The sequence below is a fragment of the Pseudomonas sp. UW4 genome (genome assembly GCF_000316175.1).
GTDB classification, from domain to species: Bacteria; Pseudomonadota; Gammaproteobacteria; order Pseudomonadales; family Pseudomonadaceae; genus Aquipseudomonas; species Aquipseudomonas laurylsulfatiphila.
This window is the reverse complement of sequence record NC_019670.1, coordinates 6,108,516-6,128,281: the sequence shown is the minus strand read 5'-3', so window position 1 is coordinate 6,128,281 and position 19,766 is coordinate 6,108,516. Positions and strand designations below refer to the sequence as shown.

At 59.4% G+C, this 19,766-nt stretch carries 17 protein-coding genes; 6 read left to right on the top strand and 11 right to left on the bottom strand.

Annotated elements, in window-relative coordinates; genetic code table 11:
• Positions 1-5 precede the first annotated feature (5 nt).
• From PPUTUW4_RS27335 to uvrD, 4 genes are all read right to left on the bottom strand, one after another.
• Positions 6-413 carry an SMI1/KNR4 family protein gene (locus tag PPUTUW4_RS27335; RefSeq protein ID WP_003187120.1) on the bottom strand — a complete coding sequence of 136 codons (408 nt, stop codon included), beginning with the start codon at positions 411-413 and terminating at the stop codon, positions 6-8.
• A 138-nt stretch (positions 414-551) separates the two neighbouring features.
• The gene (locus PPUTUW4_RS27330; RefSeq protein WP_015097414.1) at positions 552-1,430 is read right to left on the bottom strand and encodes a Tim44 domain-containing protein; all 879 of its coding nucleotides are present in this window, start codon (positions 1,428-1,430) and stop codon (positions 552-554) included.
• Between the two features lie 179 nt (positions 1,431-1,609).
• Complete coding sequence (locus PPUTUW4_RS27325; RefSeq protein WP_015097413.1) at positions 1,610-2,050, bottom strand: EamA family transporter; 441 nt, start codon at positions 2,048-2,050, stop codon at positions 1,610-1,612.
• A gap of 146 nt (positions 2,051-2,196) precedes the next feature.
• Complete coding sequence (gene uvrD / locus PPUTUW4_RS27320) at positions 2,197-4,380, bottom strand: DNA helicase II (protein ID WP_007971693.1); 2,184 nt, start codon at positions 4,378-4,380, stop codon at positions 2,197-2,199.
• Between the two features lie 257 nt (positions 4,381-4,637).
• On the opposite strand from uvrD, the gene PPUTUW4_RS27315 reads away from it, so the two are divergent.
• Complete coding sequence (locus PPUTUW4_RS27315; protein ID WP_015097412.1) at positions 4,638-7,508, top strand: EAL domain-containing protein; 2,871 nt, start codon at positions 4,638-4,640, stop codon at positions 7,506-7,508.
• Positions 7,509-7,563: 55 nt separating this feature from the next.
• On the opposite strand, the gene PPUTUW4_RS27310 is transcribed toward PPUTUW4_RS27315, so the two are convergent.
• Complete coding sequence (locus tag PPUTUW4_RS27310) at positions 7,564-7,878, bottom strand: hypothetical protein (RefSeq protein ID WP_015097411.1); 315 nt, start codon at positions 7,876-7,878, stop codon at positions 7,564-7,566.
• A 339-nt stretch (positions 7,879-8,217) separates the two neighbouring features.
• On the opposite strand from PPUTUW4_RS27310, the gene hexR reads away from it, so the two are divergent.
• Together hexR and PPUTUW4_RS28555 are read left to right on the top strand one after the other, a co-directional pair.
• Entirely contained in the window at positions 8,218-9,084 is an 867-nt protein-coding gene (hexR, locus tag PPUTUW4_RS27305) for a transcriptional regulator HexR (RefSeq protein ID WP_007954250.1), read from the top strand.
• A 201-nt stretch (positions 9,085-9,285) separates the two neighbouring features.
• Entirely contained in the window at positions 9,286-9,495 is a 210-nt protein-coding gene (locus PPUTUW4_RS28555) for a hypothetical protein (RefSeq protein ID WP_007971698.1), read from the top strand.
• On the opposite strand, the gene PPUTUW4_RS27300 is transcribed toward PPUTUW4_RS28555, so the two are convergent.
• On the bottom strand, positions 9,437-10,399 hold the full coding sequence (locus tag PPUTUW4_RS27300) for a LysR family transcriptional regulator (RefSeq protein ID WP_007971700.1): 963 nt from the start codon (positions 10,397-10,399) through the stop codon (positions 9,437-9,439). The two genes, PPUTUW4_RS28555 and PPUTUW4_RS27300, sit on opposite strands and share 59 nt — an antisense overlap.
• Before the next feature lie 192 nt (positions 10,400-10,591).
• On the opposite strand from PPUTUW4_RS27300, the gene PPUTUW4_RS27295 reads away from it, so the two are divergent.
• Both PPUTUW4_RS27295 and oadA read left to right on the top strand, forming a co-directional pair.
• Positions 10,592-12,007 carry an acetyl-CoA carboxylase biotin carboxylase subunit gene (locus PPUTUW4_RS27295; RefSeq protein ID WP_007971702.1) on the top strand — a complete coding sequence of 472 codons (1,416 nt, stop codon included), beginning with the start codon at positions 10,592-10,594 and terminating at the stop codon, positions 12,005-12,007.
• Positions 12,008-12,018: 11 nt separating this feature from the next.
• Entirely contained in the window at positions 12,019-13,827 is a 1,809-nt protein-coding gene (oadA, locus tag PPUTUW4_RS27290; protein ID WP_015097410.1) for a sodium-extruding oxaloacetate decarboxylase subunit alpha, read from the top strand.
• A 226-nt stretch (positions 13,828-14,053) separates the two neighbouring features.
• Here the strand turns inward: oadA and PPUTUW4_RS27285 are convergent, their stop codons facing one another.
• From PPUTUW4_RS27285 to PPUTUW4_RS27275, 3 genes are read right to left on the bottom strand one after another with little or no spacing between them, the layout of a single operon-like run.
• Positions 14,054-14,725: a GNAT family protein gene (locus PPUTUW4_RS27285; protein ID WP_015097409.1), complete on the bottom strand. Its 672-nt coding sequence runs from the start codon at positions 14,723-14,725 to the stop codon at positions 14,054-14,056.
• A 17-nt stretch (positions 14,726-14,742) separates the two neighbouring features.
• A complete protein-coding gene (locus PPUTUW4_RS27280) occupies positions 14,743-15,189 on the bottom strand; it encodes a GNAT family N-acetyltransferase (RefSeq protein ID WP_015097408.1) in 447 nt (148 codons plus the stop codon).
• Positions 15,190-15,199: 10 nt separating this feature from the next.
• Complete coding sequence (locus tag PPUTUW4_RS27275; protein ID WP_007971713.1) at positions 15,200-15,823, bottom strand: FMN-binding negative transcriptional regulator; 624 nt, start codon at positions 15,821-15,823, stop codon at positions 15,200-15,202.
• A gap of 92 nt (positions 15,824-15,915) precedes the next feature.
• Here PPUTUW4_RS27275 and PPUTUW4_RS27270 point away from each other — a divergent pair, with 92 nt between their 5' ends.
• Positions 15,916-17,469, top strand: a complete 1,554-nt coding sequence (locus PPUTUW4_RS27270; RefSeq protein ID WP_015097406.1) for a PLP-dependent aminotransferase family protein — start codon at positions 15,916-15,918, stop codon at positions 17,467-17,469.
• 63 nt (positions 17,470-17,532) lie between these two features.
• On the opposite strand, the gene PPUTUW4_RS27265 is transcribed toward PPUTUW4_RS27270, so the two are convergent.
• Both PPUTUW4_RS27265 and PPUTUW4_RS27260 read right to left on the bottom strand, forming a co-directional pair.
• Positions 17,533-18,633, bottom strand: coding sequence for a polyamine ABC transporter substrate-binding protein (locus tag PPUTUW4_RS27265; protein WP_015097405.1), 1,101 nt, complete (start codon positions 18,631-18,633; stop codon positions 17,533-17,535).
• A gap of 11 nt (positions 18,634-18,644) precedes the next feature.
• Positions 18,645-19,676 (bottom strand): histone deacetylase family protein, encoded by a 1,032-nt coding sequence (locus PPUTUW4_RS27260; protein WP_007971719.1) that lies wholly within the window; start codon positions 19,674-19,676, stop codon positions 18,645-18,647.
• Positions 19,677-19,766: the final 90 nt, after the last annotated feature.

The window sequence follows — 19,766 nt, the reverse complement described above, 5'->3', positions numbered from 1 at the left end:
CGGGATCAGCTTTCCAGCCAGACGTCCCGCGCCCAGTGCCACACCGACTCCCAGGTTTCTTCGGCGATCAGCTCCTCTTCGGCCTGCCAAAGCACCACGGTGCCGTCCTCTTCGACGCAGTAGTAGTCGTCACCGTCCTGGCAGATTGGGATCAGGCTGCGATCGACACCGGCGTCCCAGGCGTTGGCGGCAACGTCGGGCAGGTAGGTGTGGGATTGCGGGTCAGTCACGGTGACCGGTTCCAGGCTACCGTAGACCACGTCGCTGACGGTCAGCAGAAACTCTCTGAAGACGAATGGAATGTCGATGAACAGTTGTTCTTCGATTTCGACCAGCAGGTCTTCGTCAGGCAATTCCAAGGGGACCGGTACCGGTTCGTTGGCTTCACGCAGTTGTTCGATGATTTCTTCCACGTCCGGGATCCTCTTGCTTGTATGGCGCGGTTTATATGGGGCGGTTTATACAGTAGCTTGCTATAGATGCAACCGCGAAATAGAAAACCCCAGCCAGGGCTGGGGTTTTCTTTTCAGCAAGTGAAGCTCGGTGCGGGATCAGCCGTTCTGGCGGATACCTGCCACCAGCCAAGGCTGGTTTTCGCCCTGTGCACGTTCCATGTTCCAGCTTTCGCTGAAGACTTCGCCCTGGTCGAAACGCGAGGTCTTCGACACGCCGGTGAAGGTCAGGGTGGCAATGGTCTTGTCGGCGCGATCATCCACACCGTCCAGCTGTACATTGAGGTTATCAATGTAGGTGGACTGGAAACCGTCGCCCAGGTCGGCACGCTCACGCTTGAGGAACTCCAGCATTTGCGGGGTCACGAACTCGGCGATCTTGTCCATTTCATTGGCGTCCCAGTGCTGTTGCAGGGACTGGAAGTGATTGCGCGCTGCTTCGACGAAGTTTCTTTCGTTGAACCAGGCTGGAGCGTTGATCACTGGACGAGCGGCAGCAGGCGCTGGCGAACCACCGAAAATCGAACCGCCGGCAGGCTTTTGTTCGAACGCTTCACGTTGCATCGGTGCGTGGCCGGCCGGAGCGTAATGCTCCTGCTGCTTGCGACGACGGGCGGCGATAAAGCGGAAGACCAGGAATGCAATGACAGCCATGATCAGGATGTCGAGGATCTGCATGCCCTGGAAGCCGTCGCCCATGAACATGGAGGCCAGCAGGCCGCCGGCCGCGATACCGGCCAGAGGGCCGAGCCAGCGCGAAGCGCCACCGGCCTTGGCAGCGGCGCCAGCGGCACCGGCAGCACCAGCGGTCGCCGCAGCGCCGCCCATGCCTGGAGAAGAAGGAGCCATCTGGCTGGTCTGGTGCGTCGGCGCAGCGCCTGCGCTTTTGCCACCACCGAAGCGCTTGGCGGCATTGACGTCGAGACTCATCGTCAGGCCGATGCACAACGCCATGGCGATGCTAAGAAAACGTTTCATAAAGGGAATTCCCATTTGTGGAAGGCACGCGCGCCATGTTGCACAGCTGAAGTGTTACTGGCTAGCGGCAGAGTGTTTCGGGCTTTTGCCTGACAGGTTTTATTCAGCTTCAATCAGTGCAATAGGGCCTTTTGACTTTGGTCTGTCAGATGAGTGGATAAGTTCTGTAGGACGTTCGCTTAGCGACGTAATGCCAACATGACGACTCCGGCCGTGATCAGACCAATTGCGCCCCATTGGCGCAGGTCGAGTTTTTCACCCAGCAGGACTACGCCAAGTACGGCCACCAACACCACGCTGAGTTTGTCCACCGGGGCAACCAGTGACGCCGGACCTGCCTTGAGTGCACGGAAATAGCAGATCCACGACGCACCGGTGGCCAGGCCCGACAACAGCAGGAACAGGTAGCTCTTTGCCGAGATCGATCCTAATGACTGATATTGGCCCGTGGCGTACAAAATCAAGGCCAGGCTAACCAATACCACGATCGTACGCAGCAGCGTAGCGAAGTCGGAATTGACGTTTTCGATGCCGACTTTCGCGAAAATGGCGGTCATTGCCGCGAACGCCGCCGATAACAGGGCCCAGAATGTCCAGGAGGAAAAGAAGCCTGAGCCCATGTCCATCGCACCTTTAAATTCAGATATCGGCCTGGAACCTACCTACAACCTGTGGGAGCGAGCTTGCTCGCGATGACGGACTGACAACCAGAAATAATGTCGACTGATCTACCGCTATCGCGAGCAAGCTCGCTCCCACAGAAAAGCTAGATCGCTTCCAGCTTGGCGTAACCCAGCATCAGCCACTTGCTGCCTTCGCTGAAGTTCACCTGCACCCGGGCCTGAGCACCGGCGCCCTCGAAGTTGAGGATCACGCCGTCACCGAAGATCGAATGGCGTACGGTCTGACCCAGACTGAAGCCGGTTTCCGGAATTTCGCTGCCGCTGAACAGGTTGCTGCCACTCATCGACTGGTTGCCACCGAACGGCCGGCTGACGCTGTTGGACAAACGTACTTCCTGAATAAGGCCTTTGGGCACTTCGCGTACGAAGCGCGACACCTTGTTGTAGGTCTCGCTGCCATAAAGGCGTCGGGTTTCAGCGTAGGTCATCACCAGGTTCTGCATCGCCCGTGTAATGCCGACGTAGGCCAGACGACGTTCTTCCTCAAGGCGGCCGGGCTCTTCCAGGCTCATCTTGTGCGGAAACAGGCCTTCTTCCATGCCCACCAGGAACACGTAAGGGAATTCCAGGCCCTTGGCGCTGTGCAGGGTCATCAGTTGAATGCTGTCTTCGTGCTCGTCGGCCTGGGTATCGCCGGCCTCCAGCGAGGCATGGCCGAGGAACGCTGCCAATGGCGTCAGGTCTTCGTCTTCTTCGCTGTTTTCGAAGTTGCGTGCGGCGCTGACCAGTTCCTCAAGGTTTTCCACCCGGGCCTGGCCTTTCTCACCTTTTTCCGCTTCGTGATAGGCGATCAGCCCCGATTGCTCGATGACGGTCTGGGTCATCAGGTGCAGCGGCATTTCCATGCACTTGGCGGCGAGGTTCTCGATCAACTCGATAAACGCGCCAAGGGCGCCGGCCGCACGACCGGTCAGGCCTTTGTTGGCCACCAGTTGGCGCATCGCTTCCCACATCGACACATCGCTGTGGCGCGCATGGTCACGGATCGCTTCGACGGTTTTCTCGCCGATGCCGCGGGCCGGCACGTTGATCACCCGTTCCAGCGCGGCGTCGTTGCCTCGCCCTTCGAGCAATCGCAGGTAAGCCATGGCGTTCTTGATTTCGGCGCGCTCGAAGAAGCGCTGGCCGCCATAGATGCGGTACGGAATGCGTTCACGCAGCAGCGCTTCTTCCAAAACCCGCGATTGGGCGTTGGAGCGGTACAGAATCGCGATATCGCTGCGAGACAGGCCGGTTTTCAGCGCGCTTTCTATGGTTTCGACAACGTAGCGTGCTTCGTCGTGTTCGTTGAAGGCGGCATACAGATTGATTGCCTCACCGTCGCCACCGTCGGTCCACAGTTCTTTGCCCAGGCGTCCGGTGTTGTTGGCGATCAAGGCGTTGGCGGCCTTCAGGATGCCGGCGGTGGAACGATAGTTCTGTTCCAGGCGAATGGTTTCGGCGTCCGGGAAGTCTTCGGAATACTGGTAGATGTTCTCGATTTTCGCGCCACGCCAGCCGTAGATCGACTGGTCGTCATCGCCCACCACCATCAGGCTGTCGCCACCCTTGGCCAGCAGGCGCAACCAGGCGTACTGCACGGCGTTGGTGTCCTGGAACTCGTCCACGAGGATGTGCCGGAAGCGCTTTTGATAGTGAGCGAGCAGGCCTGGGTGATCGCGCCACAGATCGAGGGCGCGCAGCAGAAGTTCGGAGAAGTCGATGACACCGGCGCGCAGGCACGCGGCCTCGTAGGCCTCATAGATGCCGCGCATGGTCGCCAGGAACAGATCGCCACTGGCTTGAATGTGCTGCGGGCGCAGACCTTCGTCTTTCTGCCCATTGATGAACCATTGGGCCTGACGGGCCGGCCAGCGTTGCTCGTCCAGACCGAGTTCGCGGATCACCCGCTTGACCAGCCGTTGCTGGTCATCGCTGTCGAGAATCTGGAAAGTCTGGCTCAAGCCTGCTTCTTGCCAGTGCGCCCGCAGCAAGCGGTGCGCCAGGCCGTGGAAGGTGCCGACCCACATGCCGGCCGGGTTGATGCCCATCAGTTGCTCGATGCGCTGGCGCATCTCGGCAGCAGCCTTGTTGGTGAAGGTCACCGACAGGATGGAGTGGGGTGAGGCGTTTTCGACCTGGATCAACCAGGCGATACGGTGCACCAGCACTCGGGTTTTACCGGAGCCAGCACCGGCCAGGACCAACTGACGACCCACGGGGGCCGCTACGGCCTGGCGTTGGGCATCGTTGAGGGAGTTCAGCAGAAGGGAGAGATCATCGCGCATCGGGGCATTCTAGGGGGCTGCGACACACCGGGCAAACTCCGCTTCGCATTAACCGATGAAAGTTACGCGAGGGACGACCGGTCAGTCATCGGCTGCAGGCGTTGGCGGGGCGTGCCTTTAGGGTTTTCAGGGTGGGGCGGCGGCTGAAAAAATTGGCGATTTATTGATCAACAGCAGTTTGGTCCGGGCAATTGCTTGTGTATGCTCCGAGCAGTTTCGGGCCCATGCTCATCATTATAAGAACAAGAACATCGCCTATGACCCTCAGCTTCGACCTGTCGGGCCCCACTGTGGAGCCCCGGGTTATCAGAAAGCAATACGCCATGGAAATGGCGGTCGAACGCACGCGCCTGTTGTATCAGGGCTCGCTGCTGCCCACATTGTTCATGCTGATCAATGGCCTGGTCTGTGCCGGTTTGCTCTGGAGCCCGCAGCGCTATTTCCTGGTCAGTGTCTGGCTGGTGTGGTTGTTGTCCTTGGTGGCATTGCGGGTGATTCAGGTCGCAGCCTTCGATTCGGCCATCCCCAATCGTCAAGCCCAGCCCATTTGGCGACGGATGTTTTTGCTGGGTTCCGGCCTCACCGGTCTGACCCTGGCCGGTGCCGGTATTGCCCTGGTTCCCGCCGATAACTTCATTCAGCAAGCCTGGGTCTTCGGCCTCATCGGTGCCGCAGCGCTTTCGGCCAGCGTGGCTTATGCCGTCAGTTTGCCGGCCTTTCTGTCTTTCACCTTGCCCTGCCTGCTACCGGCCATTGCCTATATGTTTTGGGGCGGTGACGAACAGCAGCAGGGCTGGGGCTGGTTCGGGCTGATTCTGCTCGGTGCATTGAGTGTGGTTGCCTGGCAGGTCAATCGATTGATCGATCGGGGCTTGATGCGACGCTTTCAGAACCAGGCACTGATCGAGCATCTACAGCAGGCGCAAAGCTGCAGTGACCAGCTCAATCAAAAGCTGGCCAAGGAGATCGAACAGCGTCGACGCGCCGAGAACGAATTGCGAGAGATCCAGGTCGACCTGGAAAACCGCGTCGCTCAGCGCAGCCTGGAGCTGGACGCCGCCAACCAGGCGCTGAGCAAGAGCGAAGCCCGCCTGGCGCTGGCATTGAAGGCCAGCGAGTTGGGGTTGTGGGACTGGAATCTGCAAACCGACGAAGTCCATCACACGCAGATTCAGGAACTGTTCGGCCTGGAGCCGGACCAGGTCACGGCAATACTGCGTCACCTCAAACCGCGTCTTCACCCCGAGGACCTTCCAGCGCTGAAAAGGGCGCTGGTCGAGCATCTGAAGGGCCGCACCGAGGACTATCAAATCGAGTATCGCGTGCGCCATGGCGATGGCCACTGGGTCTGGATCGAGGACCGTGGGCGGGCGGTCGAGCGTGCCGAGAACGGACGGGTTTTGCGCATGGTCGGCACTCGGCGCGACATCAGTGTCAGCAAAAACCTGGAAGAGCAGCGGCAACTGGCGGCGACCGTATTTGAGGCGGCCAGCGAAGGGATTGTGATTTTCGACCCGAACTATGCCCTGATCGCAATCAATCAAGCCTTCAGTCGGGTGACCGGCTATGCCATCGAAGACATGATCGGGCGCAATGTCGTTGAGTTGCCATGCAGTCGCGATGCGCGTCGGCATTACGCCGCGATCCATCAGGCGCTGGAGCAGCAAGGCAGCTGGCAGGGTGAATTGGTGGAAACCCGCAAGAACGGCGAGATGTACCCGCAATGGCTGCAATTGAATGCCGTGCGCGATAGCCGGGGAAATGTCAGCCATATCGTGGGCTTCTTCGCGGATCTTTCTGCCCGCCGGGAATCCGAAGAGCGAATGCGCTATCTGACCCATTACGACGAACTCACGGGGCTGGCCAACCGCGCGATGTTCCGCGAGCGCCTCAGCGAGGCTCATCAACGGGTACGACAGGGCGGTTATCGCAGCCTGGCCTTGCTGCACATCAATCTCGACCGGTTCAAGCAACTCAACGACAGCCTGGGGCATGAAGTCGCCGACCAGTTGTTGCAGAAAATGGCCCGACGACTGGTGAATGCATTGCCTGAAGCAGACACCATCGCGCGCCTCTCGGGCGATGAGTTTGCCGTGCTGTTCAACTCCTACGGCAACCTTTCGAGCCTGGCCCGGGTGGCGACTCGCCTGGCGAGCAAGTTGCGTTTGCCGGTGACCATTGACGGGCATGAGTTGGTGGTCAGTGCGTCAATGGGCATCAGTCTGTTGCCGGATAGCGCCCGGGAAATTTCCGCGTTGGTCAGTCAATCGAACATGGCCATGCAGCACGCAAAGCATTTGGGTGGCAACAACTTCCAGTTCTACACCGACAGCCTGCAAGCCAGCACGCTGGAGCGTTTGCAGCTGGAAAACCACTTGCGCAAAGCCATCGGAGAGAAGCAGTTGAAGGTGTTCTACCAACCCAAGCTGTGCCTGGCCACGGGCAAGCTGAATGCTGCCGAGGCGCTGGTGCGTTGGGATCATCCGACCATGGGCCGCGTGCCGCCGGGGGATTTCATCGGTCTGGCTGAAGAAACCGGATTGATCGGCCCGATCGGTGAGTTCGTGCTGCGTCAGGCCTGCTGGCAAGCCTGTGAGTGGCAGCGGCAGGGGCTTGAGCCGATTCGGGTGTCGGTCAACTTGTCGGTGCATCAGTTGCGTCAGGGCAAGCTGGTCAGTCTGGTGCGACAGGTGCTGGAAGAGACCGGGTTGGCGCCGCACTACCTGGAGCTGGAGCTTACCGAAAGCCAGTTGCTGGACAGCGTCGAGCACATCATCGCAACCTTCCAGCAGTTGCGTGATCTGGGCGTGAAGCTGGCGATCGATGATTTCGGTACGGGCTATTCGTCGCTGAGCTACCTCAAGCGTATTCCGGTGGATTACGTGAAGATCGATCAGGCGTTCATTCGCGGCTTGGGCGAGGGCAGCGAAGATGCGGCGATTACCCGGGCGATCATCGCCATGGCGCACGGCCTGTCGTTGAAGGTAGTGGCGGAAGGCGTGGAGCGGACGGAGCAGCTCGAATTCCTCAAGAATGAGCGCTGCGATGAGGTGCAAGGCTATCTCATCAGCCGGCCGATTGAAGCGCAGGGATTGGCACGGCTGCTACGAGAGCAGCGCGCAGGTTGAAAGGGAGTTCCCGCTGGACTTTGCAGGTGGCGGGAACTCCTGGTACTAATTGTTCTTAGTGTGTGATCAACACTTTATCAATGGTGGTCACTAACACGTCGTCATGGTAAATACTTACTCCGGTAACATTGGAGTCGCCCAGTTTCTTGTATTCAACAAATTTGTCTGTCAGAACCTGTGCCGAAGGATCAAGAGAAGGAAGAAGATGCAATTCCAACCGAAGATTATTGGATTTATCCTGGATCGGACTTTCTGTTAGTAATACGCTAACGCCGCTGTTTTCAACGGTTACGGTACCGTAAGTGCGAAAAGATGCTGCGCCCGTCATACGATCGATTTGAGCAATCCAACCACTGGTTTCAAACTTCATAATATATTCCTTTAAGTTAAAGTTAATTGCGTCCTGCATGGGCAATATACGTCGAAATACTTGTTTGTGGTTTGGGGGGATAGAGTGTATTTGTAAGGTTGTATGTGTGGTCTTTGTATTGATGATTAATTAAGTCATCAGGTCTTATTTATGAGTTTTGTTTCTTGTTGGTGTGATGGTGGTGGCGTCGCATTGGGTTTTTTACCGCTACATCACGTCCGCACACCCAAAAATCGAGGGATCCGGTTACGCATTGAGCAGGCAAAAAGCCGATTCATGTAGTATAACTACAAGCGTGCTACATCCCCGGCACCTGCCAATAACAAAGAGTCCAGCCCTTTGAATCTGCTGCAACACATCGCCCAGTCTCGTCACCTGTTACGCAAGTCGGAGCTCAAGGTCGCCGACCACGTGCTGCTTGATCCGGCGGCCGTGATGCACAGCTCCATGGCCGACCTGGCCCACAGCGTGGGCATCAGTGAACCGACCATCGTGCGTTTTTGCCGTGCCATCGGCTGTTCCGGCTTTCAGGACCTGAAGCTGAAGCTGGCCCAGAGCCTGGCGGCCGGTGCGAGTTTTGGCCAGTTTGCGATCCACGAAGACGATTCGGTCGCCGACTACAGCCTGAAAATCTTCGACACCACCCTGCATACCCTGATGGAGGTTCGCGAGAAACTCGATCCGCTGGAGTTGCAGAGGGCTGTGACGCTGATGTCCCAGGCCCAGCGCGTCGAGTTCTATGGTTTTGGCGCCTCTGGTGCGGTCGCGGCGGATGCGCAGCACAAATTCTTCCGGTTGCTGCTTACCGCAGCGGCGTACTCCGACCCGCACATGCAGGCGATGTCGGCCGTGACATTGAAGCCGACTGACGTGGCCATCTGCATTTCCCAGTCGGGTCGTTCCAAGGACCTGCTGATCACCGCCAACCTGGTGCGCGAAAGCGGCGCTTCGTTGATCACGTTGTGCCCAAGCCAGACGCCATTGGCCGAGTTGTCGACGGTCAACCTGGCAATCGATGTGCACGAGGACACTGAAATCTATACGCCGCTGACCTCGCGTATCGCCCACCTGGTGGTGATCGATGTGCTGGCGATGGGCGTGGCCATGGCCCGCGGCCCGAGCCTGGTCAATCACCTCAAGAGCGTTAAACGCAGTTTGCGCAGTTTGCGGTTGTCACCCAAGTCGGTGAAAGCGCTGGACGACTGACGTCGTCGTAAGGTCGTTCCGACCTTAATCGCGAGCAGGCTCGCTCCCACAGGAGATCGCGGTCAAAGGTGGGAGCGAGCCTGCTCGCGATGGCGTCCTCGAATACGCCGCAATTTTCATCAGTCTGTAACACCCGAGCCGCCAAACCGTCATCCCTCGCGCCTATCTTGAAACTCCCGTACTCGCCTTGGGAGACTCGAAATGGCCATGCCCTACGAAGAACGCAACAGCGCTGTCAAAACCCGTCGTCAGCAGGAAGACCAGCGCCGCATGGAATTCCGTCGCGCTATCGAAGATCGCTGCGAACGCCGTCAGCTTCTGGCCGAAATTGGCGATTTTCCGGAGTTGGAACTCAACTTCTGGCAGGCATCTCCCTCGACTTCCCGTCGAAACGCTCAACCAGCGCGCTGATCTGGATCCGTTCACTGCGGATAAACGCCAGGAAGGCGTGAGCCACCGGTGACAGGCGTTTCGCCTTGGCCTGCACCAGGCACCAACTGCGGAACAGTGGCAGCTCTTCGATGGGTAGCTCGATCAACCCGCCGGTTGCCAGCTCAAGGTTCAGGGCGTGGCGCGTCAACAGCGCAACGCCCAGGCCTGCCAGTACACATTCTCGCTGAGCTTCGGCAGACGAGACTTCCTGAGTCTGGTTGAAGTGCACACGCTTCTCTTTGAAGTATTCTTCGCACGCCAGCCGCGTCCCGGAACCTGGCTCACGCAGCAACAGTGTGTAGGGCTCGAGATCCTGCAAGCGCAGCGGCCCCATGTGACACAGCGGGTGATCCGGTGGCGCCACGGCGACGATCGGGTTGTTCAGGAACGGCAGGAACTCCAGGCCCATGTCCTGAGGCACCATGGACATGATCACCAGGTCGTCGCGGTTGTCCGACAGACGCCGAATCACCTGGCCGCGATTGACTACCGTCAGTTGCAGGTTCACCTCCGGGTGCTGGCGTTTGAATGCGGCAAACAGATGCGGCACGAAATATTTGGCGCTGGATTCGACCGCCAGTTTCAGTTGCCCCTGCAACGAGCCCTGCATGTCCGACAGCTGCATGTCGAGGTTTTCCAGGCGTCCGAAAATATCCCGGCTGGCTCGCTGTAACGCTTCAGCTGCTTCGGTCATGTAGAGCTTTTTGCCGACGTAATCGAACAAAGGCTGGCCAATCAGCTCTTCGAGCTGACGAATCTGCAGGCTGACAGCAGGTTGTGTGAGCGACATTTCGTCGGCCGCGCGGCTGTAAGAGCGCAAATCACAGACCTCATTGAAGATCTGCAATTGCCGCAAAGTCATACGCATCAATGACTTACGCATTATCCGGTCACTCTGGTCGCTGGCTGGTGAATCAACTATAAGTCTTTACTTATGCACGACCCAATTTTTATTCATTTTTGTTAATCCCTTGTGGGCGCTAGTGTGGACCTGCGACCAATTTGAAACATTTGGTCACTCGTCGACCTGGTGTCTAGCAGGTTGTAGGTACCACCGGCTCAAGGGAAACTCCAAGTGATAACAAAGATCCTGATCGCCAACCGTGGTGAGATTGCCGTACGAATCGTACGTGCCTGTGCCGAAATGGGCATTCGCTCGGTCGCGATCTATTCCGACGCCGACCGCCATGCCTTGCATGTGAAGCGTGCGGACGAGGCCCACAGCATCGGTGCCGAACCGCTGGCCGGTTACCTGAACCCGCGCAAGCTGGTGAACCTGGCTGTGGAAACCGGTTGCGATGCACTGCACCCCGGTTACGGTTTCCTGTCGGAAAACGCCGAACTGGCGGAAATCTGCGCTGAGCGCGGGATCAAATTCATTGGTCCATCGGCTGAAGTCATTCGCCGCATGGGCGACAAGACCGAAGCGCGCCGCAGCATGATCAAGGCCGGCGTGCCGGTCACTCCGGGCACCGAAGGCAACGTGTCGGGCATCGAAGAAGCCCTCACCGAAGGCGATCGCATTGGCTACCCGGTGATGCTCAAGGCCACATCCGGTGGTGGTGGTCGGGGTATTCGTCGCTGCAACAGCCGTGAAGAACTCGAACAGGCTTTCCCTCGGGTCATTTCCGAAGCCACCAAGGCATTCGGTTCGGCGGAAGTGTTCCTGGAAAAATGCATCGTCAATCCCAAGCATATTGAAGCGCAGATCCTTGGCGACAGCTTCGGCAACGTGGTGCACCTGTTCGAGCGTGACTGCTCGATCCAGCGCCGCAACCAGAAGCTGATCGAGATCGCCCCGAGTCCGCAACTGACCCCGGAACAGCGCGCCTACATCGGCGACCTGTCGGTGCGTGCAGCCAAGGCCGTGGGCTACGAGAACGCCGGCACCGTGGAGTTCCTGCTCGCCGAGGGCGAGGTGTACTTCATGGAGATGAACACCCGGGTGCAGGTGGAACACACCATCACCGAAGAAATCACTGGCATCGACATTGTCCGCGAGCAGATTCGCATTGCCTCCGGCTTGCCGCTTTCGGTGAAACAGGAAGACATCCAGCACCGTGGTTTCGCCCTGCAATTCCGGATCAACGCCGAAGACCCGAAGAACAACTTCCTGCCGAGCTTCGGCAAGATCACCCGTTACTACGCACCCGGCGGTCCCGGTGTGCGGACGGACACGGCGATCTACACCGGCTACACCATTCCACCGTTCTACGACTCCATGTGCCTGAAACTGGTGGTGTGGGCGCTGACCTGGGAAGAGGCGATGGACCGTGGTCTGCGCGCCCTCGATGACATGCGTCTGCAAGGGGTCAAGACCACTGCCGCGTACTACCAGGAAATTCTGCGTAACCCGGAATTCCGTAGCGGCCAGTTCAACACCAGCTTCGTTGAAAGCCACCCTGAACTGACCAACTACTCGATCAAGCGCAAACCCGAAGAGCTGGCCCTGGCCATCGCCGCCGCCATCGCCGCCCACGCAGGCCTGTGAGGAATAGAACAATGAGCAAACAAATCCACGTTACCGACACTATCCTGCGCGACGCCCACCAATCGCTGCTCGCCACCCGCATGCGCACCGAAGACATGCTGCCCATCTGCGACAAGCTCGACAAAGTCGGCTACTGGTCGCTGGAATGCTGGGGCGGCGCGACCTTCGACGCCTGCGTACGTTTCCTGAAGGAAGACCCGTGGGAGCGTCTGCGCCAACTGCGCGCCGCACTGCCTAACACCCGCCTGCAAATGCTGTTGCGCGGCCAGAACCTGCTGGGCTACCGCCACTACAGCGACGACGTAGTCAAAGCCTTCGTCGCCAAGGCCGCGGTCAATGGCATCGACGTGTTCCGTATCTTCGACGCCATGAACGACGTGCGTAACTTGCGCGTGGCCATCGAAGCAGTGAAAGCCGCCGGCAAACACGCCCAGGGCACCATCGCCTACACCACCAGCCCGGTGCACACCATCGAAGCCTTCGTGAACCAGGCCAAGCAAATGGAAGCCATGGGTTGCGACTCGGTGGCGATCAAGGACATGGCCGGTTTGCTGACCCCGTACGCTACTGGCGAACTGGTCAAGGCTCTGAAAGCCGAGCAATCGCTACCCGTGTTCATCCACTCGCACGACACCGCTGGCCTGGCCGCGATGTGCCAGATGAAGGCAATCGAAAACGGCGCTGACCATATCGACACCGCGATCTCCAGCTTCGCCTGGGGCACCAGCCACCCGGGCACCGAGTCGATGGTCGCGGCCCTCAAGGGCAGCGAGTTCGACACCGGCCTGAACCTGGAATTGCTGCAAGAGATCGGCCTGTACTTCTACGCCGTGCGCAAGAAGTACCACCAGTTCGAAAGCGAATTCACCGCCGTCGACACCCGTGTGCAAGTCAACCAGGTACCGGGCGGGATGATTTCCAACCTGGCCAACCAGTTGAAAGAGCAGGGCGCGCTGAATCGCATGAGCGAAGTGCTGGCCGAAATCCCGCGAGTTCGCGAAGACCTCGGCTTCCCGCCGCTGGTGACCCCGACCTCGCAGATCGTCGGCACCCAGGCGTTCTTCAACGTGCTGGCCGGCGAGCGCTACAAGACCATCACCAACGAAGTGAAGCTGTACCTGCAAGGCGGCTACGGCAAGGCGCCGGGCACCGTCAACGAACAATTGCGGCGCCAGGCCATCGGCAGCGAAGAAGTGATCGACGTGCGCCCAGCCGATCTGCTCAAGCCGGAAATGGCCAAGCTGCGCGCCGATATCGGTGCTCTGGCCAAGTCTGAAGAAGACGTGCTGACCTTCGCGATGTTCCCGGACATCGGTCGCAAGTTCCTCGAAGAGCGTGCGGCCGGAACCCTGACACCTGAAGTGCTGTTGCCGATTCCGGAAGCCGGCAAGGTGGCTTCGGCGGGCGGTGAAGGCGTACCGACCGAGTTCGTCATCGACGTTCACGGCGAAACCTACCGCGTCGACATCACCGGTGTCGGCGTCAAGGCTGAAGGCAAGCGTCACTTCTACCTGTCCATCGACGGCATGCCGGAAGAAGTGGTGTTCGAACCGCTCAACGAATTCGTCGGCGGCGGTAGCAGCAAGCGCAAGCAAGCCACCGCACCAGGCCATGTCAGCACCACCATGCCGGGCAACATCGTCGATGTGCTGGTCAAGGAAGGCGACACCGTCAAGGCGGGCCAGGCCGTGCTGATCACCGAAGCGATGAAGATGGAAACCGAAGTCCAGGCAGCCATCGCCGGTAAAGTCACCGCCATTCACGTGGCCAAGGGCGACCGGGTGAACCCGGGCGAGATCCTGATCGAGATCGAAGGCTGAGTTAACAGCCTCGATACAACGCTTTAAACCTCGGGGGGGCATGTGCTCCCCTTTTTTTATCCATGGCAAAGCAAGAGTTTGTGGGCGTCAGCGCGCCTTGGATGCGTTGGGTTGGAGGCTTTTGAAGATCAAAGGATCGCAGCCTTCGGCAGCTCCTACACACCAACCCTGTAGGAGCTGCCGAAGGCTCGGTCCGCGCTCGGGCGATCTTTTGCTTTTGATGCTTTTAGCCGCGGCACTCAACGAGGCTTTTCAACTGCCCCGACCCCGTCTGGTTCTCATCACTCAACCACTTCTCAAACCCGGCCCCAATCGCCGGCCATTCCGAATCCAGGATCGAGTACCACGCCGTATCGCGGTTCTGCCCCTTGACCACCATATGCTGGCGAAACACACCCTCAAAACTGAAACCCAAACGCTCAGCCGCATATTTGGAGCGGGCGTTGGCGTTGTTGCATTTCCATTCCAGGCGACGGTAGCCGAGGGCGAAGGATTCCTTGGCCAGCAGGTAAACCGCCTCGGTGCTTTTCGGCGAGCGCTGCATCGGCGCGCCGAAGGTGACGTGGCCGATTTCGATGCGGCCCTGGGCCGGGACGATGGACATCAGGCTGAGGATGCCCTGGACCTCGCCGCTGGCGCGATCGATCACGCTGAAGAAGTACGGGTCGCTATTGGCTGCGTGGTTGTTCAGCCAGTCATTGAAGGCACTGCGCTCCGGGAAGGGACCGTATGGCAGATAGTCCCAAAGCTTTGGGTCGGCGCCCGGGCCTTGCAGCGCTTTGAACAGGTCGTCGCCGTGGCGCGCCGGGTCGAGTTTTTCCAGGCGGATGAAGCGTCCTTCGATCAGTTGCGTCGTGGGGGCCGGGACGCCTTTCCAGTTGGCGAGTGAAGTCGACATGTTGTTCTCCTTGAACCTTAAATGGCTTTGCGAAACTGGATGAAACCGGGGCGTTCTGCAAGGCGCTCGTAGAGCTGGATCGCGGTAGCGTTGGTTTCGTGGGTCAGCCAGTGCACCTTGTTGCAGCCGTCGGCCTTGGCCGTGGCGTAGACGAACTCGATCAATTGCCGGCCGACGCCGGTGCCTCGGGTCTCCGGAACCACCAGCAAGTCTTGCAGGTAGCAGGCGTTTTCGATGGCCCAGTTCGAACGATGGTAGATGAAGTGCACCATGCCCACCGCTTTGCCATCGGCCCAGGCGAGGGCGGCGTGGGTCGGTTCGTTCGGGTCGAGCATGCGTTGCCAGGTGCTTTGGGTGACGGCTTGTGGCAATTCGGTTTTGTAGAAGTGCAGGTAGGCTTGCCACAGCGGCAACCAGACCGCGTGATCACCGGCGGTGACTTGGCGAATGTCGATTTGACTCATGGTGATTTCCTTAGCGCATCAATTGGGCGAGGGTCTGGTCGTTGACGTCGGGGCTGGCGGCCAGGCCTTCGCGTACGCCGGCGATGTCGGCGGGGCTGCGGTTCTGGCTGAGCTTGCGCTTGCCTTCCAGGCGGTCGATGGGAATGGCGAAACCGACGATGGCCTTGAGCATGCCGTCGATGTAATCGGCGGGGGCGTCGGCCACTGACCACGGTTGGGCGCGGCCAGCTTCATGACGGTCGGTGAGGGTGCTGACGATGTCGAGCAGTCGCCCGCCATCGCTAAAGGTTTCGGCTCGGCCATAGGCGTGTACGGCGACGTAGTTCCAGGTTGGCACGACTTTGCCGTGTTCGGCCTTGCTCGGGTAGAAGCCGGGGCTGACGTAGGCGTCGGCACCGGCAAAAATCAGCAGGGCCTCGGCACCGTCGCGCAGGTCTTTCCACTGTGGATTGGCTTTGGCCAGATGCCCGTACAACGTGCCGTTCAAGCCTTGTTCGCAATGCAGCAGCACCGGCACATGACTGGCTTGCAGGCCGCTTTCGCCGTGGGTCACCAATATGGCGAGACGGGTGGCGAGGATCAGTTCATGCAGTTGGGACAACTCGTCGATGGCAAAAGCGCGCGGCGTATACATGGAGATATTTTCCTTGGCGAATGTCTTCATCCTAGGCAGGCTATTGGTCTGTTGTAAGAGCCATTAATGACCAATTTCATAGGTCCATTGTCATGACGGATGCGCCGCTTTCCCTGTCGTTCAACCCGGCCGGTATCGAACTCGACCGTCGCCAGGGGTTGAGTCGACAGCTCTATCAGGCCTTGCGCCTGCGCGTCCTCGACGGACGATTGGCCAGTGGAACGCGTCTGCCGGCCAGTCGTGACCTGGCCGCAGCGCTGGCGATTTCCCGCAACAGCGTGGTGCGTGCCTACGATCAGTTGTACGCCGAAGGCTTCATTGAGGGGCGAGTCGGGGACGGCACTTATGTCGCGCAACTGCCTCAGGCGGCGTTGCCGGCAAAAAAACTATCCACAAAAGTATCCACAGACTTTTCAACAGGGTTATCAACAACCTTATCCACAAATTGGCTCGATTTACCTGTGGATCCATCCAGCAAAGTTATCCACAACGATCCGTTGGCTCGGGTAAAAAACAACCATTTACCCAGTCCGCCGAGCGGACCGCCGCGGGCATTTCGGGTCGGTATTCCGGCGTTCGATCTGTTTCCATTCGAGGTCTGGGCCAAGCTGAATGCGGCTTTCTGGCGCAAGCCGGATTTGCAGCAGCTGTGCTATGGCGACCCGGCTGGCGATGCGCGCTTGCGCGGGATGATTGCTGCGTATTTGCGCAGTTCCCGTGGCATGCAATGCACGGCTGAACAAATTGTGATCACCAGTGGCGCGCAGCAGGGGATCAGCCTTTGTGCACAGCTGTTGGTGGAGCCCGGTGATGGGGTAGCGCTTGAAAATCCCGGGTATCGGGCGGCCGGTCATGCGTTCGCCGTGGCAGGTGCGAAGTTGCATGGGGTGGCAGTGGATGGCGAGGGCATCGACTGCGCTGAACTGGCACAGCTGCGTGATTGCCGTTTGACCTACGTCACCCCGTCCCATCAGTACCCCACCGGCGTGGTGATGAGCCTGGCTCGCCGCCTGGAGTTGCTGGCCTGGGCCGAGCGCACCCAGGGCTGGATCGTCGAGGATGACTACGACGGCGAGTACCGCTACAGCGGTGCGCCACTGGCGCCTTTGGCGGCACTGGATCGGCAAGGCCGGGTGCTCTACGTCGGCACGTTCGGCAAAGTGGCGTTTCCGGCGTTGCGCCTGGGTTACCTGGTGTTACCGACAGGGCTGGTGCAGGCTTTTGCCCAACGCCGTGCCGTGGACGTACGCCACTCCGAGGTCAGTACCCAGGCGGTGATGGCCGAGTTCATGGCGGCCGGGCATTTCCAGCGGCATATCCGCCGCATGCGCCGTGCGGCGTTGAGTCGCCGTAACACATTGCTCAATGGCTGGCTGCGGGAGATTCCCGGGGTCGGACCATTACCCACCGTCGCCGCCGGGCTGCACATGACCGTCCCCGTCGATAGCGTGGCGCGTGAACGTGAATTGATCGAGTTGGCGCAAAGCGTCGATGTCGAGATCAACGGCTTGAGCAGCTATTGGTTGCCCGACTCCACGACACCGATGGATCAGCGAGCGGGGCTGGTACTGGGCTTCGCCGCCGTGCCCGAAAAATCGATTGAGTCTGCGCTGGAGCGATTGCGGGCGGTGTGGCGTGCTGGCTGAAACGCGGGTAAAAAAAGACCTGCGTAAATGCAGGTCTTGATGATTACGGGAACGACGCGGTTGTCAGGTACCGGACTTGATCTTGGTCCAGGCCCGGGTCCGCGCACGTTCGGCATCGCGCGGCAGCGGTTGCAGGGTGTAGAGCGTGCTCATTGCCGCTTCGGTCGGGTACAGGTTCGGGTTGTTGCGGATCGCCGGATCGACCATTTCCGTGGCGTCCTTGTTCGGGTTCGGGTAGCCGACGAAGTCACTGACCGGGGCAATCACCTGGGGTTGCAGCAGGTAGTTGATGAAGGTGTAGGCGTCTTCCGGATTCTTCGCGCCCTTGGGTATTGCGAGCATGTCGAACCAGATCGGTGCGCCTTCCTTCGGCAAGCGCATGTCGACGATCACACCGTTCTTGGCTTCCTTGGCGCGGTTGGCGGCTTGCGAGAAGCTGCCGGAATAACCGACCGCGACGCAGATGTCACCGTTGGCAATGTCGGCCATGTACTTGGACGAGTGGAAGTAGGTGATGTACGGGCGGATCTTCATCAGCAGCGCTTCAGCCTTGTCGTAGTCCGCAGGCTTTTTGCTGTTGGGATCGAGGCCGAGGTGTTGCAGGGCCAGTGGCAAGATCTCCGAGGGCGAGTCGAGCAGGGCGACGCCGCACTGCTTGAGCTTGCTGATGTTCTCTTCCTTGAAGATCAGGTCCCAGCTGTCCACTGGCGCGTTGTCGCCGAGCACGGCCTTGACCTTGTCCGGGTTGAAGCCGATCAGGATGGTCCCGTACATGTAAGGCACGGCGAATTTGTTGCCCGGGTCGTTGGCTTCGATCAGCTTCATCAGCTTGGGATCGAGGTGGTTCCAGTTCGGCAATTTGCTGCGGTCCAGTGGCTGGAACACGCCGGCTTCGATCTGCTTGGCGAGGAACACGTTGGACGGCACCACCACGTCGTAGCCGGAGTTTCCGGTCAGCAACTTGGCTTCCAGTGCTTCGTTGGTGTCGAAAATGTCGTAGACCAGCTTGGTCTGGCTGTTCTGGGCCTTGAAGTCTTCCAGAGCCTTGGGGGTGATGTAGTCGAACCAGTTGTAGACGCGCAACGTTCGTTCTTCAGCATGGGCAACGCCACTGAGCACCAGGGCGCCCAGGGCTGGAACGATCAAACGCTTGAGTCTTGTCATTGTTCTAATCCTCATTGGGCGCTTTCGAAACCTTCGAGAACGTTCACGGCGTTGATGCCGATTTCTTCTACCGCGTAGCCGCCTTCCATCACGAACAGCGTCGGTTTGCCGAGAGCCGCAATGCGCTTGCCCATGGCCAGGTAATCCGGGCTGTCGAGTTTGAATTGCGAGATCGGATCGTCCTTGAATGTGTCGACGCCCAAGGAGACCACGACGATGTCGGCGCCGTAGCTTTCGATCTCTTTGCAGGCCTGTTCCAGCGCCGCGCTCCAGGTGTCCCAGCCTGAACCTGCGGCCAGAGGATAGTTGAAGTTGAAGCCCTCGCCGGGGCCCTCGCCCAATTCGTCTTCATAGCCGAGGAAGAACGGAAACTCGGCTTCCGGGTGGCCATGGATCGAGGTGAACAGCACGTCGCTGCGTTCGTAGAAGATCGACTGGGTGCCGTTGCCATGGTGGTAATCGACGTCGAGGATCGCGACCTTTTTGTGGCCCTGATCGAGGAACGCCTGGGCGGCGATGGCGGCGTTGTTGAGGTAGCAATAACCCCCCATCAAATCGCTGGCGGCGTGGTGTCCCGGTGGGCGGCACAGGGCGAAGGCCGAACGGGCGCCGCGCTGGATTTCCGCCTGGGCGGTGAGGGCGACTTGCGCTGCGCTATACGCCGCCTGCCAGGTACCGGCGGTGATCGGGGCGCCGCCATCGAAGCTGTAATAACCGAGTTCGCCATGCAGGCTGGCGGGTTTTATCCGGCGCAGGGTACGGGCTGGCCAGGTGTAAGGCAGCAAGTCACCGTCGGTGTTGAACTCGGTCCAGCGTGCCCAGGCGCCCTTGAAGAAGTCGAGGTAGTCGCGGCTGTGAATGCGTTCGATCGGTCCGAGGCCGAAATCCTTCGGCGCTTCGACAGGGCCGAGATTTTGATTTTGCACCCGTGCCAGCACGTGGTCGGCACGCGAAGGCATTTCGAAGCAGGGCTTGAGTTGCCCGTCTATCAATTCACAACGGCCGTGGTGCAGGTGGTGATCGTTCGAGTAGATCGTCAGCATTTTGTTGTTCTCCGCAGGCTGATTCGGTTGAACACAGTCTTGCGGCACGGACGATTTCGGAGAACGGCAGGAAAGGCCAAAAGGGGATCG